This is a genomic window from Plantactinospora solaniradicis (assembly GCF_042658085.1).
GTDB classification, from domain to species: Bacteria; Actinomycetota; Actinomycetes; order Mycobacteriales; family Micromonosporaceae; genus Plantactinospora; species Plantactinospora solaniradicis.
Window position 1 is genome coordinate 47539 of sequence record NZ_JBHSPR010000017.1, and the last position, 12762, is coordinate 60300.

The window sequence follows — 12762 nt, forward strand, 5'->3', positions numbered from 1 at the left end:
CGACAGGATCGACGCCGTCGTGGTCGGTGCCGTCGGCGGTACGCTCCGATGCCGCCGGTCATCCCGCGCCGAGGTCGGTACAGTGCGCGATCGTCGCATCGTCCGCCGGCACCGCGTGGCGGGCCTCCGCCTGCCGGACCCGACGGATGATCTCGGCGGGTCCGCTCGACGCCAGGACGGCCATGACCCCTGGCCAGTCGGCGAGCCGGAACCGGTCCACGATGCGGCTGGCCCCATTGCTGAGCAGTACGGCACCGGTCAGCTCGGAGACCGGACAGCTTCCCGTGATCGCCTCGTCCGCCGCCCCCGGGTCGTCCTTGGCCACCCAGAAGCCGCCCGGCCGGTTCCGGTTGGCGCGCAGCTCCCGGAGAAGTCGGTGGTACTCGTCGCCACCCTCGACGGTGGCCCCGAGCGCGGCCTGGTACGACCGGCTGATGACCACCTCCCGGGGGTCGGAGACGACCAGCGGCGCACCGTCCGCCCGGTCGAGTACGAGGACGGAGTCACCGAGCACCAGATGCTCGACGAGACCGTCGGACAGGCGCAGGATGGCCACCGTCGCCGACGGACTGATGGGATCGGCGACGTCGCAGGTGTCCCGGTGGTCGCCCGTCACCTGCTCGATGGCGTCGGCAAGCAGTGCCGAAAGGCTGCGGTCCCGCACGAGTGACAGGAGGCCGAGCAGGCTGCCTCCCAGGCGGCTGGCGTACCAGGCCACGCCGTGTCGGCAGATCGACTCGGCGCCGGGGATGCCGGCGCCGTCGATCAGCACCGCCGCCGTCGGTACGGCGCCGGTGAAGTCCTCGTTCACCCGTCCGGTCCGTACCGCCGCGACGCTCGTCATCGTCACCCGCACGTCCTGCCGCCGCCCTCCCGCCGATCAGGGCGTCGACTCTAACAACCGGCACCCGTACGCGACGCGAAGGCATCGATGCCGGTGAGTTCGGCGGACAGCGCCCACAGGCGTACGGCGTCGTCCGCGTCGGCCGTACGCGCACCGATGCCGGGCTCCGTTCCCGGCGGGTCCGGGGTGACGATGGCGCAGTCCTTGCAGTACACCCCGCCCGTTCCCGCCAGCTGGGGCGAGGTGGCCGCCCAGACCTGCGTCGCCGCGCCCTGGGCCGGCGTCTTGAACTCGGCGTTCGTCGGGTTGCCGTGCTCGTCGATCCAGCCGGCGGCGACCATCTCCGCCGTCGCGAGGTGGCGTTGCAGCGGGGTGAGGATGTATCCGGGATGCACCGAGAACGCGCGCACCCCGACGTCCCGACCGAGTACGTCGAGCCGCGCCGCGAACAGCCTGTTCGCCTCCTTCGCCTGGGCGTACGCCTGCCACTTGTCGTAGCCGCGCGCGAAGTGCGGGTCGTCCCAGCGCATCGCCGACACCGGGCCGACCCCCGAGGAGACCGCCACGACGCGGGCGGCGCCGGTACGCGCGATCGACGCCCAGAGCAGATTGACGAGCGCGTAGTGTCCAAGGTGGTTGACGGCGAACTGTGCCTCCCAGCCCGGACCGACCTGGGTCTGGGGGCAGGCCATGATCCCGGCATTGTTGATGACGATGTCGATGTCGCGATCGGACTTCAGGAACCGTTCCGCGAATCCACCGACACTGGCGAGGTCGGACAGGTCCAGCTCGTCGACCTCGACGCCGTCGATTCCGTCGAGCGCCGTTTCGGCGGTCGCCCGTCGCCGCGCGGGGACGACGACCCGGGCGCCGGCACCGGCGAGCGCCCGGGTCGTCTCCAGCCCGAGGCCCGAATAGCCGCCGGTGACGAGGGCGGTCTTCCCGGAGAGGTCGATCCCCCGCAGCACCTCCACCGCCGTGCTTCGGGCACCGAACGTCGAACCATTGTTGACCTGCGACGCATCCATGGGAGCGAAGCTAGATGCTGGAGCGTGGTCTAGGTCAACGCGTATGCTCCGCGTCATGCGCGACACCGCGGCGGAACTGAGCATCGGGCAGGTCGCGGAACGGACCGGCTTGAGCGTGCACACCCTCCGGCTCTACGAACGTGAGGGACTGCTCGCCACCGAGGTACGACGGAGGACCAACGGCCGTCGCGTCTACAGCGAGTGGGACGTGCAGTGGCTCTCCAACTGTACGAAGTTCCGCGCGTCCGGAATGCCGCTGGCCACGATCCGCCGCCTCGCCGAGCTGGTCGGTCAGGGGCCGGGCAACGAGGACGAGCGCCTGGAACTGCTGCGCCGTCACCAGCAACGGATCCTCGACCAGATCGCGGAACTCCACGAGTGTCTCGACCTGATCAGGAACAAGGTCGAGGTCTACGAGGCGCACCTGTCCCGGGGTACCGCCGGCAACCTCTGGAGCACTCCGTCAGCCGAACCGGCCCTTCCGTCCGGGACGGACGGGCCGGTTCCGCCAGCCGTCAGCCGATCGGTAGGCGGGTGACCCACTCCTGCCAGGCCTGCTCGGCCCGCGCCGGATCCTGGTCGTCGGCGAAGAGGTGGTGGCCGAGCACCAGGACGTTGCCCCGGTCCGTTCCGGAGTGGATGAACCGGTAGAGCGCGTCGGAGGTGCGCACCCCGAGGTACGTGGGCAGGCAGGCGAGGTCGACGACGCCGTCGATCGGCGGCAGCCCGTCGATGTGGAGCCGGGCCGGCGCGCCCTCGGTGACCGGGCCGGTGATGCCGAACGCCGAGGCCACGGCCGTCCACACCCGGTCCGGCTCGCCGGCACCGGGCCGGTACGCGGCGACCGGCGCGCCGGACCGGCCGGGGAAGTGCGTCAGGTACGCCGCCAGGGTGGACAGGTACATGTTCCAGCCGACCTGCATCGCCTCGTACTCGGTCTCCCAGTTGTCGCCGAGGACCCCGCTCTGCACCAGGCGCAACACGGTGCTGCCCTGGTCACGCCCCTCGATGAGCCATTCCATGGCCATGAAGGCATCGTCCGGCCCCGGGTCGGAGCGGTACGCGAACCGCTTGGCCGGCTCCCAGCCGGTCACCGTCATCTCCTCGGTGGTTCCGGCGATGGTGAAGCTGCCCCGGCTGCCCTCGCCCGGCGTCACCTCGGTGCGGCCCATGAACCAGGAGTCGACACCGGGACCGGTGGCGATCGCCTCCCAGACCTGCTCCGGAGTCGCATCCAGCTCGATGTCCTTGCGCATCTCGAACTTGTGTCCCACAGTGACTTTTCTCCAGTTCGTCTCTTCGGCGGTGCCGGCCGGCGTCCGGGCCGGCGCTACTCGGTCGGTGTGGTGTTGTCGCTGGGCGGGGTGACGTTCGGGTGCAGTGCGATCACCACCCGGTGCTCGCGGCCGCCGGACGCGGACTCGTCGTGGTACCTGCCGACCAGGGCGGTGAGCGTCGTGGCCAACTCCTCGGCGAACGCGGCCCGGTCGGTCGCGGAGGCGAACCGCACCTGGGCGTCGATCGCGAACGTCGCGACCCGCTTCTTGGCCCGGTCCGCCCCGGTGATCAGGGAGCCGACGTCCTGGACGAGTCGGGCGGCGACCGCCAGCAGCCAGCGCGCCGACAACCGGTCCGGCGGCTGGGCCGCGATGGGCCGGACGGCGGAGAGCGCGACCGGCGAGATGACGTACGACGCGGCGGTGGCCCGCATCACTCGCTCGGTGACGTTGCCCTTGCGCCGCTCCTCGACCAGCTCGATCAGCCCGTGCTGCTCCAGGGCCCGAAGGTGGTAGTTGACCTTCTGCCGGGCCAGCCCGACCCGGGCGGCGAGCATCGTTGCGGATGCGGGCTCGGCGAGCTCGGCGAGCAGCCGGGCCCGCATCGGGTCCAGCGACGCCTCGGCCGCCGCCGGATCCTCGATCACTGCGATGTCGAACATGGGCCCAGCGTCCCACCGACAAGAGATGTTGTCAAGAAAAACGGAGCTGTCGGCATGCCCGCCCCGGCTCGGCGGGATCAGCGAGCCGGGCCGTCGTCGTCGTGGCACCAGCCGAGCAGCCGCTCGGCCTTCGTGCAGTCGTAGAGCGCCTGGTTGCCCCGCAGTTCGCCGCGGATCGGCACCTCCGGATAGTGCTCCCGGCACAGTTCCACGGTGGGCCGGGGGTGCCAGGTCCGCGGCGCCACGATGTAGAAGACCTCGTGGCCGGTGAAGTCGGCGGTGAGGGCGAGCAGGCAGGCCCGGGCCGCCGGCCGGGACAGCGTGTAACCCCACAGGTCCCGGACGGCGAAGTCGGAGTGAACCCGGTCCGGCGGGGTCGCCGGCCGGTTGGCCAGTACGGCGTGCAGGCGCAGGCTGGCGATCGTCAGGTTCTCGTACCGGCGGGCGAAGCTGTCCGCCTGGGCCTCGACGATCCACTTCGACAGGCTGTACGGATCCTCGTTGTAGCTGGGGTGCCGCTCGTCCAGCGGAAAGTAGTCGAAGCGGGGGTTCCGGCTGTATCCGCCGCCGATGGCGTTGACGCTAGAGGCCAGGCAGATCCGCTCGATTCCGAGTTCGGCGGCGGCACGCAGCGCGTTGTAACTGGCGGTCACGTTCTCGTTGTGCACCACGTGGTCGGGTCGGTCCCACGGCTTCGGATGCGCGGCGAGGTGCACGAGGGCGTCGCAGCCGGCCAGCGCCCGCAGCAGTTCGGGATAGGCGGTGACGTCGGCGGGCCGGCGTACCAGATCGGGTGGCGGCTCACCGGCGCCGGCCGCGACCTCCGGTCGGTCGATCTCCACGACGGTGTGGCCCTCGGCCAACGCCAGCCCGACCACGGCCCGCCCGACCCTGCCGGCGCCGCCGGTCACCGCTATCCGCATCTCACCACTCCCCGTCCCGCTCCCCGACCGGCACGTCGGCGTACGCGGCCTGCTGGAGTCCGCGCAGGTAGCCGACCGCGAAGAGCCGGCCGAAGATCGAGTATCCGGGACGGTCGTTGCTGTCACCGTCCACCGTGGGCACGTGGTCGGGGCGTAACACCCCGTCGAAGCCCACCTCACGGTACGCGCGCAGGCACTCCAGCAGGTCGGTGGGTCCGTCGTCGTGCCAGGTCTCCTCGAACTTCCGCGCCGTGCCCCGGACGTCCCGCAGGTGTACGAAGAAGATCCTGTCCCCGAACCGGCGGATGACGGCCGGGATGTCGTCGGTCATCAGCCGGAAGTTGCCCTGGCACAGGGTGATCCCGTTGACCGGGCTGGGCACCAGGTCGAGCAGCCGTTCGTAGTTCTCGACGCTGCGCATGACGCGCCCGACGCCCCGGATCGGCGACAGCGGCGGATCGTCGGGGTGCATGGCCAGCCGCACGTTCCAGCGTTCCGCGACCGGGACCACCCGGCGCAGGAAGTATTCCAGGTTGGCCCACAGCTCGTCCTCGCTCAGCGGGCCGAGTTCGGCCGGCGGGGCGTCGGCGAGCAGGGCGTGGTCGTACCCGCTGACCAGCGAGCCGCCCCGGGACTCGATCGCGGTGTTGGTACGCAGCCAGTTGAAATCGGCCATCCACTCGTAGCACCAGACCGGGATGCCCAGCCGCCCCATGTTCTCGATCAGGACGCAGATCGCGTCGATCTCCTCGTCGCGGCCGGGCAGCCCGCGCTTCGCCAGGTTGTAGGGCGGCCGGTTCTCCAGCACCGCCAGCCGGAACCCGAAGCTCTCGTACTGCTGCTTGAGTCGGAGCAGCGGCAGGTAGTCCCAGGGCTTCTCGCCCGGGGAGAGACCGGCGGCGGGTGGCAGTCCGCCGACCGCGTGCCGGACGCCGGCCTGCCGGATGACCCGCCAGAGCTGGTGCGCCGAGTGGTCCAGAGGCAGCATCTCGGCAATTTTGATCATGGTGACTCCCAGGATCGAGGTGGCCAGGGTCGACGGCTCCGGCGCCGGCGACTCAGCCCGGATCCGCGTCGCGCTTCCACTGCTGGAAGTCCTGCTCGATGTGCCCGGCCCAGGTCGGCACGTCGATCTCCGCGCTGGTGTAGGCGCGCTCGGCGAGCCGCAGCTTGCCGAACACGTCCCGTACCCGGATGTCGTCGCTGACCTCGGCGACCCGTACCGCGAGGTGCGCGGGAATGAAGCTGAGCCCGCTCGGCGTGCCGAGTACGACGTCCCCGGGCAGTACGGTGGCGCCGCCGATCCGTACCGGGATGTTGATCCCGGCGAGGACGACGTCGCGGATCGGGGTCGGGTCGACGTCGCGGAAGAAGATGTTGACCCGCTCCAGCCCGGTCAGGCCCTGGAAGTCGCGGATGCCGCCGTCGATCACCGCACCGGCGTGGGTCCGGGTGGCCACCGCCGTACCGAGGTTGTCGCCGATGACGGTCCCCTCGACGACCTTGCCGAAGATGTCGGTGACCATGACATCGCCCTCCTGGAGGGACTCGATGATCCAGGAGTTCTGCCGGTCGGGCTCCAGGTGCCCCTCGCGGGCGCCGGCCGCCACCACCACCGCGTCGTAGTCCGGCCGGTGCGGCAGGAACTGCGAGGTCACCGCCCGTCCGACCAGGATGGTGCCGGGATGGGTCTGCCGCCAGCCGCCCGCGAACTGTCGCGGATAGCCGTTGTCCAGCAGCACGCTCCACGCCTGTTCGGTGGTGGCCTCGCGCAGTCGCTTGAGCACGTCGTCCGGCACCCGGGGACGACCGTCGTCGAACCGGTCGCCCCGCCACGCACCGGTCAGCTCGATCATCTCCTGTCGGGTCGGGTGCACCCGCATGTCGTACCTCCCGTGCTGCTGTCCAAGGCCGTTCCGCTACCGGTCGACACCTGATCCGCGCTCCGGCACCGATCCATCATCGCCGATCAGTTCCCGGGGTCTGATGAAACGTTTAAGTGAAGAACTCCAGAGAACCATGGGGTCACCAGGAGATCAAGATTGACAATGCGACAGGGCCGTGCTCGGCGCAATGAGCACGAGCGCGACGCCAGTTGCCCGGGAGGGCGAGCGAGCGGCGCATTCGGTGTCCGGGGAGCGCGGAGCGCTGACTTAACCGATTCAGGCTTTCGGGCCGTCGGTTCCGCGCCGGGCACCGGCAGGGCCGGGCGCTCGGATCGGTGCCCCACCGAGAAAGTCTGTGCCGGGTTGTCGATTCCCGGTGGCACCGTTCGTCGTCATCCTGTGCGGCAGGCCCCCTGCGGCACCGGACGAACGGACGGAACCGACATGAGGTACATGTTCCTGATCTACATCGACGCGACCGCGCCCGACTCCGACCAGTCGGAGATCGATGCCTACTGGGCGTACGACAGGGCGCTCGCCGACGTCGGCGCGCTGGTCGCCAGCAACGCCCTCCAGGGCACCGGCACCGCGACGACGGTGCAGGTCGGCGCGGACGGTGCCCGTACCGTGACCGACGGACCGTTCGCGGAAACCCGCGAGATCCTCGGTGGCTACTACCTGGTCGACCTGCCGGACCTCGACTCGGCCGTCGACTGGGCCGCCCGCTGTCCGGGCGCGCGGAACGGGAAGGTCGAGGTTCGACCGATCATGGAGTTCGAGGAGCCGTGACCGGGGCGGACGGCCGGGACACCGTCGAGACCGTCTTCCGGGAGGAACACGGCCGACTGCTCGCCAGTCTCGTCCGGCAGTTCGGCGACCTGGATCTCGCCGAGGAGGTCGCCTCGGACGCCATCGAGGCCGCGCTGCTGCACTGGCCGGTCCAGGGTGTGCCGAGCCGCCCGGCGGCCTGGCTGCTCACCACCGCCCGCCGCCGCGCCGTCGACCGGCTCCGCCGCGATCGGGCGTACGCCGTCCGGCTGGCCGTACTCCAGGCCGAGGCCGTCCGGGACGGCCCGGCGGCGACGCCCTCGGGCGACGGCGACGGCGACGGCGATGTCCCGGACGAGCGGCTGCGACTCTTCTTCACCTGCTGCCACCCGGCGCTGGCCGGCGAGGCCCGGATCGCACTGACCCTGCGGTGCCTGGCCGGGCTCTCCACCCCCGAGGTGGCGCGGGCGTTCCTGGTGCCCGTACCGACGATGGCCCAGCGGATCGCGCGGGCGAAGAAGAAGATCCGGGAGGCACGGATTCCGTTCCGGGTGCCGGACGTCGACGAACTACCGGGTCGGCTGCCCGGCGTCCTCCGGGTGATCTACCTGATCTTCACCGAGGGGTACGCGGCGAGCGGTGGGCCGGACCTGGTCCGCACCGACCTCGCCGCCGAGGCGATCCGGCTGGCCCGGCTCCTGCACCGGCTGCTGCCCCGGGAACGGGAGGTCACGGGACTGCTCGCGCTGCTGCTCCTGGTGGACGCGCGCCGGGCCGCCCGGACCACCCCCGAGGGCGAGCTCGTCCTCCTCGACGAGCAGGACCGTACGCGCTGGGACCGCGAACAGGTCGAGGAGGGCCGGCAACTCGTGGTACGCGCCCTGAGCGCGGAGACGCCGTCCGGTCGCCTGCCCGGCCCGTACGCCCTACAGGCCGCCATCGCCGCACTGCACAACGAGGCCGCCGACGTGGCCACCACGGACTGGCCCCAGGTCTTGGCGCTCTACGACGTGCTGGCCCGGGTCGCTCCCTCCCCACTTGTGGAACTGAACCGGGCGGTGGCGGTCGCCCTGCGCGACGGGCCGGCGGCCGGGCTCGTACTGCTCGACGCGCTCGACCGGAGCGGTCGGCTGGACGCGTACCACCTGCTGCCGGCCGCCCGCGCGGACCTGCTGTGCCGGCTGGGCCGCCGGGCCGAGGCCTCGGTGGCGTACCGCCGGGCGCTCGACCTGGTGGGCAACGAGCCGGAACGGGCGTTTCTGCGACGCCGGCTCGCGGCCGTCGAGGAAGGGAACTAGTTGACTACGACATGGCTGGCTCGGTGCCATTCCTGGCTCTATATCGGTGTTCGCCCACGGTGGACCGATCACCGCCGGTGTGAAGTGTTTTCGGAAAGTTTCGCCGAGTCACTCTCCGCCAATGAAGTGGTGATTTTCGGTCACCAAAGCTCTTGACCAGGCATTGAGCGTCGAGGAACGAGTGAGCGCGCGCCTCCCCCGGACCCATCGACATGCCACCAGGCATCGATGCAGCTAGAGTTCCGTCATTGAAGTTTCGGAATGTTTCCGTTAACCTTCAAAATCGAATAGTGTCGATGTCGGACGGTAAGATTGTCGTTGCCTGATCGGAGTCTCATGTCAGTGAGACGGGCTCACGTCCTGCTGGCGCCGGAGGCACCCACCTCCAGCCGGACACCGCCTCGGCGGTCGGCGCCGGGTACCGGGCCGCGCCGTGGCTGCGCCAGCGCCACGACCGCAGAGACCGGTGGGATCTGGTCCACCAGCCAGGTGTGCCGTCGTACTCCACCTCGCCCGACCCGAGCCAGCCATGAGGAGGACCCATCGGCCGGAGGCACCTACCCCCAACTGTCCTGGCGACCCGGGTTGGTCGGCCACGCGGACACCGCCTGCTGAGCCGTCACCACGGCAGGCGGTAGCTCGATACGCACCCCCACCATCAACATCAGGAACCGAGAGGCAACAGGTTATGAGCAGCGAAACCGTCCATGACAGATGGCGCCCGATGGCGAGACGAGGACCGCGCGCCGCGCTGGTGTCGCTCGCGGTAGGCGTCCTCGCCGCTGGTGTGGCGATCACCTTCGCGCCCTCCGCCAGCGCCGCGACGACGCTCGGTGCGTCGGCGGCGGAGCGGGGCCGTTACTTCGGCACGGCGGTGGCCGTGAACAAGCTCAGCGACAACGCGTACGTCACGATCCTGAACCGCGAGTTCAACAGCGTGACCGCCGAGAACGAAATGAAGCAGGACGCCCTCGAGCCGCAGCAGAACCAGTTCAACTACACCAACGCCGACCGGCTCGTCAGCCACGCCCGCAGCCGTAACATGCAGGTCCGCGGCCACACCCTGGCCTGGCACTCGCAGCAACCGGGCTGGATGCAGAACATGAGCGGTAGCGCCCTGCGCTCCGCCATGCTCAACCACGTCACCCAGGTCGCCACCCACTTCCGGGGTCAGGTCGTCGCCTGGGACGTCGTGAACGAGGCGTTCGCCGACGGAAACGGTGGCGCCCGCCGCGACTCCAACCTCCAGCGCACCGGCAACGACTGGATCGAGGCCGCCTTCCGGGCCGCGGACGCCGCCGACCCGAACGCCAAGCTCTGCTACAACGACTACAACACCGACAACTGGACCTGGGACAAGACCCAGGCCGTCTACCGGATGGTCCAGGACTTCAAGACCCGGGGCGTGCCGATCGACTGCGTCGGCCTGCAGTCCCACTTCAACAGCGGTTCCCCGTACCCGAGCAACTACCGGACCACGCTGTCCAGCTTCGCCGCGCTCGGCGTCGACGTACAGATCACCGAACTCGACATCGAGGGCTCCGGCACCACCCAGGCGAACACCTACCGCAACGTGGTCAACGACTGCCTCGCCGTCGCGCGCTGCACCGGCATCACCGTCTGGGGCATCCGGGACACCGACTCGTGGCGGGCCAGCGGCACCCCGCTCCTCTTCGACGGCAGCGGTAACAAGAAGCCCGCGTACGACGCGGTGCTCTCCGCCCTGAACAACGGCACCACGCCCACGCCGCCGACGACGACCCCGCCGACCGGCGGACCGACCGGCAACCCGACCACCCCGCCGATCCCCCCGACGACCACGCCCGGTGGTGGCGGCGCCGGCTGTACGGCCTCGGTGTCGCTGAACTCCTGGACCGGCGGCTTCGTGGCCACGGTACGGGTGACAGCCGGTTCGTCGGGCACCAACGGCTGGTCGGTCGGCGTGACGCTGCCGTCCGGTGCCACGGTCACCAACGCCTGGAACACTAACCGCAGCGGCAACAGTGGCGCGGTCACCTTCACCAACGTGGCCTACAACGGCCGGATCGCCGCCGGACAGTCGACCGAGTTCGGTTTCCAGGGCTCCGGCAGCGGAACGGGAATGACACCATCCTGTACCGCTAGCTGACCCACGCAACACCCACGCACGGCCCCGGGGTGCGGAGGACCACGACGGTCCTCCGCACCTTTCATTCGGGTAAATGGCGACCGTCCGTCGTAAGGGCGATCTCCCAGCAGTCAGGACGGTCATGCTCAGGGTCATCCCGGAGATCACCCCGGCACCGGTGGCGGTTACCTCTCGCCGGACCCGGCGCGTGCTCGAATGTGCGGCAGCTCATCCATCATGGAATGGAGTTGCCCCTTCATGCGAATACCAATCCGGGTTGCCGTCGGTATGGGAACAGTCGTCGTGGTCCTGCTCGGTTCCACGGCCGCGACGGCCGCCTCCGCCGGCGACGGAACCAGCCGCACGGCCCACATCGGACCGAGCGGTTGGCGGGCCCATTCCGTCGACTGGAAGTCGTGCCCTGATCGTCCGAACGAGGCCGGACTACGGTGCGCCACACTCGACCTTCCGATCGACTGGGACCGGCCGAACGGGGCGACCTTTCCGCTGGCGATAACCAGGCGGGCCGCGAGCGATCCCCGGGCCCGAATCGGCCCGCTGGTGTTCGGCACGGGCGGCCCCGGCCTGTCCGGGGTGGATCACGTCGCCGAGGCCGGTCAGCACCTCAGCCCGGAGATCCTCCGGCGGTTCGACGTCATCGGTTTCGACGCGCGCGGCGTGGCGCGGAGCAGCCGAGCGGTCTGCTCGAACTCCTTGCTCGCCCAGCAGCCCTTTCCCGTACCGGCCGGCGAGGTGGAGTACGCCCAGCGGATCGCCTTCAACCACCGGCTCTACGACGACTGCCGGGCACGCACCGGTCCGCTGTTCGACCACGTCGACACGGAGAGTGTGGCCCGCGACGTGGACGCCATCCGGGCCGCCCTCGGCGAACGGCGGATCAGCTTCTACGGCGTGTCCTACGGCACCCTGCTCGGCCAGACGTACGCGGAGCGCTTTCCGGATCGGGTCCGGGCGATGGCGCTGGACAGCGTGCTGGACCACAGCGTGGGGACCGCGGCATTCCTGCGTGACCAGGCGGCCGGTGTCGAGGACTCGTTCGACGAGTTCGTCGCGTGGTGCGGCCGGACCGGATCCTGCGCGCTACACGGTCAGGATGTCGGCGCCGTCTACGACGACCTGATGCGCCGGGCCGAGATCGGCACCCTGGTCGATCCGGCTCGCGGCACCAGGCTGTCCTGGTTCGACCTGAGCGGCGAGGCGTTCCGCCACCTCTACGGGCCGGACTGGCCCGGTCTGGCCGGCCGGCTGGACACGCTCGCCAGGTCCACGCCGCCGTCCGCCGAGGGCGCGTGGAAGTCGCCCGGGACCGGAGCGGCGCCCCCGACACCGGCGCCCGGACCACCGGTGACCGAGCACCCCTTCCCGGTGTTCTGCCAGGACTGGTCCCTGCCCGTCGACGACGATGCCGAACTGGCCCGCTACCTCGAGATCTCCAGGGCTGCCGCACCCCGGCTGCGGATGTCGGTGGGCGCCGTCGAGCCCACGATGTTCTGCGCCGGCTGGGACGGCAAGGTGCACAATCCGCAGCACCGGCTGCGGGTGCGCACTTCGGTGCCACTGTTGCTGATCAATTCCAGGATCGATCCGGCCACCCCGCACCGCTGGGCGGTGAACGTCGCCGACCAGTTGGGAGGCAGGGGCCGGCTCGTCAGCTACGAGGGCGCGGGGCACGGCGCCTACCTGCGTACGCCCTGCACCGTCGGCCACGTCGACCGGTACCTGATCGACCGGCAGCTCCCGCCGGCCGGTGCCTCCTGCCGGGCCGCCGCACCGCCGACGCAGCCGGCCCCCGCGACCCGGGGCCCGTCTTCCGCCCCACCGTCCGGCCCCACCTGGTCGAGCGCCCGGTCCTGACCGTTCACAACGGTGCGGGGGGCCGGGTTCCGGTTCCTCGCACCGCCCGGTTCCTCGCACCGCCCGGTTTCCCGGCGCCGTCCCGGGGTAGCCG

At 70.5% G+C, this 12762-nt stretch carries 12 protein-coding genes; 5 read left to right on the plus strand and 7 right to left on the minus strand.

Annotated features, from left to right (window positions below; genetic code table 11):
* Positions 1-58: 58 nt before the first annotated feature.
* Together ACFP2T_RS19875 and ACFP2T_RS19880 are read right to left on the minus strand one after the other, a co-directional pair.
* On the minus strand, positions 59-844 hold the full coding sequence (locus ACFP2T_RS19875) for a protein phosphatase 2C domain-containing protein (RefSeq protein ID WP_377424497.1): 786 nt from the start codon (positions 842-844) through the stop codon (positions 59-61).
* 50 nt (positions 845-894) lie between these two features.
* Entirely contained in the window at positions 895-1872 is a 978-nt protein-coding gene (locus tag ACFP2T_RS19880; RefSeq protein WP_377423970.1) for an SDR family NAD(P)-dependent oxidoreductase, read from the minus strand.
* A gap of 55 nt (positions 1873-1927) precedes the next feature.
* On the opposite strand from ACFP2T_RS19880, the gene ACFP2T_RS19885 reads away from it, so the two are divergent.
* A complete protein-coding gene (locus tag ACFP2T_RS19885; RefSeq protein WP_377423972.1) occupies positions 1928-2410 on the plus strand; it encodes a MerR family transcriptional regulator in 483 nt (160 codons plus the stop codon).
* On the opposite strand, the gene ACFP2T_RS19890 is transcribed toward ACFP2T_RS19885, so the two are convergent.
* From ACFP2T_RS19890 to ACFP2T_RS19910, 5 genes are all read right to left on the minus strand, one after another.
* Positions 2388-3146, minus strand: a complete 759-nt coding sequence (locus ACFP2T_RS19890) for an SRPBCC family protein (RefSeq protein WP_377423974.1) — start codon at positions 3144-3146, stop codon at positions 2388-2390. The genes ACFP2T_RS19885 and ACFP2T_RS19890 overlap by 23 nt on opposite strands.
* Before the next feature lie 56 nt (positions 3147-3202).
* The gene (locus tag ACFP2T_RS19895; RefSeq protein WP_377423977.1) at positions 3203-3811 is read right to left on the minus strand and encodes an ArsR/SmtB family transcription factor; all 609 of its coding nucleotides are present in this window, start codon (positions 3809-3811) and stop codon (positions 3203-3205) included.
* Between the two features lie 77 nt (positions 3812-3888).
* Positions 3889-4734: an NAD-dependent epimerase/dehydratase family protein gene (locus ACFP2T_RS19900; protein WP_377423979.1), complete on the minus strand. Its 846-nt coding sequence runs from the start codon at positions 4732-4734 to the stop codon at positions 3889-3891.
* A 1-nt stretch (position 4735) separates the two neighbouring features.
* Positions 4736-5740: a mannonate dehydratase gene (locus ACFP2T_RS19905; RefSeq protein ID WP_377423981.1), complete on the minus strand. Its 1005-nt coding sequence runs from the start codon at positions 5738-5740 to the stop codon at positions 4736-4738.
* 52 nt (positions 5741-5792) lie between these two features.
* Positions 5793-6617, minus strand: a complete 825-nt coding sequence (locus tag ACFP2T_RS19910; RefSeq protein WP_377423983.1) for an RraA family protein — start codon at positions 6615-6617, stop codon at positions 5793-5795.
* 447 nt (positions 6618-7064) lie between these two features.
* Between ACFP2T_RS19910 and ACFP2T_RS19915 the strand changes: the two genes are divergently transcribed.
* The 4 genes from ACFP2T_RS19915 (at position 7065) to ACFP2T_RS19930 (ending at position 12668) form a co-directional block, all read left to right on the plus strand.
* The gene (locus ACFP2T_RS19915) at positions 7065-7409 is read left to right on the plus strand and encodes a YciI family protein (protein ID WP_377423985.1); all 345 of its coding nucleotides are present in this window, start codon (positions 7065-7067) and stop codon (positions 7407-7409) included.
* Positions 7406-8686, plus strand: a complete 1281-nt coding sequence (locus ACFP2T_RS19920) for an RNA polymerase sigma factor (RefSeq protein WP_377423987.1) — start codon at positions 7406-7408, stop codon at positions 8684-8686. The genes ACFP2T_RS19915 and ACFP2T_RS19920 overlap by 4 nt, the downstream gene beginning before the upstream one ends.
* 724 nt (positions 8687-9410) lie before the next feature.
* A complete protein-coding gene (locus tag ACFP2T_RS19925) occupies positions 9411-10814 on the plus strand; it encodes a glycoside hydrolase family 10 protein (protein ID WP_377423989.1) in 1404 nt (467 codons plus the stop codon).
* 267 nt (positions 10815-11081) lie between these two features.
* Complete coding sequence (locus tag ACFP2T_RS19930) at positions 11082-12668, plus strand: alpha/beta hydrolase (RefSeq protein WP_377423991.1); 1587 nt, start codon at positions 11082-11084, stop codon at positions 12666-12668.
* Positions 12669-12762 lie beyond the last annotated feature (94 nt).

Coding starts and splice junctions, on each gene's coding strand:
- ACFP2T_RS19875 (WP_377424497.1), bottom strand. CDS start 844: ATGACGAGCGTCGCGGCGGTACGGACCGGACGGGTGAACGAGGACTTC.
- ACFP2T_RS19880 (WP_377423970.1), bottom strand. CDS start 1,872: ATGGATGCGTCGCAGGTCAACAATGGTTCGACGTTCGGTGCCCGAAGC.
- ACFP2T_RS19885 (WP_377423972.1), top strand. CDS start 1,928: ATGCGCGACACCGCGGCGGAACTGAGCATCGGGCAGGTCGCGGAACGG.
- ACFP2T_RS19895 (WP_377423977.1), bottom strand. CDS start 3,811: ATGTTCGACATCGCAGTGATCGAGGATCCGGCGGCGGCCGAGGCGTCG.
- ACFP2T_RS19900 (WP_377423979.1), bottom strand. CDS start 4,734: ATGCGGATAGCGGTGACCGGCGGCGCCGGCAGGGTCGGGCGGGCCGTG.
- ACFP2T_RS19905 (WP_377423981.1), bottom strand. CDS start 5,740: ATGATCAAAATTGCCGAGATGCTGCCTCTGGACCACTCGGCGCACCAG.
- ACFP2T_RS19910 (WP_377423983.1), bottom strand. CDS start 6,617: ATGCGGGTGCACCCGACCCGACAGGAGATGATCGAGCTGACCGGTGCG.
- ACFP2T_RS19915 (WP_377423985.1), top strand. CDS start 7,065: ATGAGGTACATGTTCCTGATCTACATCGACGCGACCGCGCCCGACTCC.
- ACFP2T_RS19925 (WP_377423989.1), top strand. CDS start 9,411: ATGGCGAGACGAGGACCGCGCGCCGCGCTGGTGTCGCTCGCGGTAGGC.
- ACFP2T_RS19930 (WP_377423991.1), top strand. CDS start 11,082: ATGGGAACAGTCGTCGTGGTCCTGCTCGGTTCCACGGCCGCGACGGCC.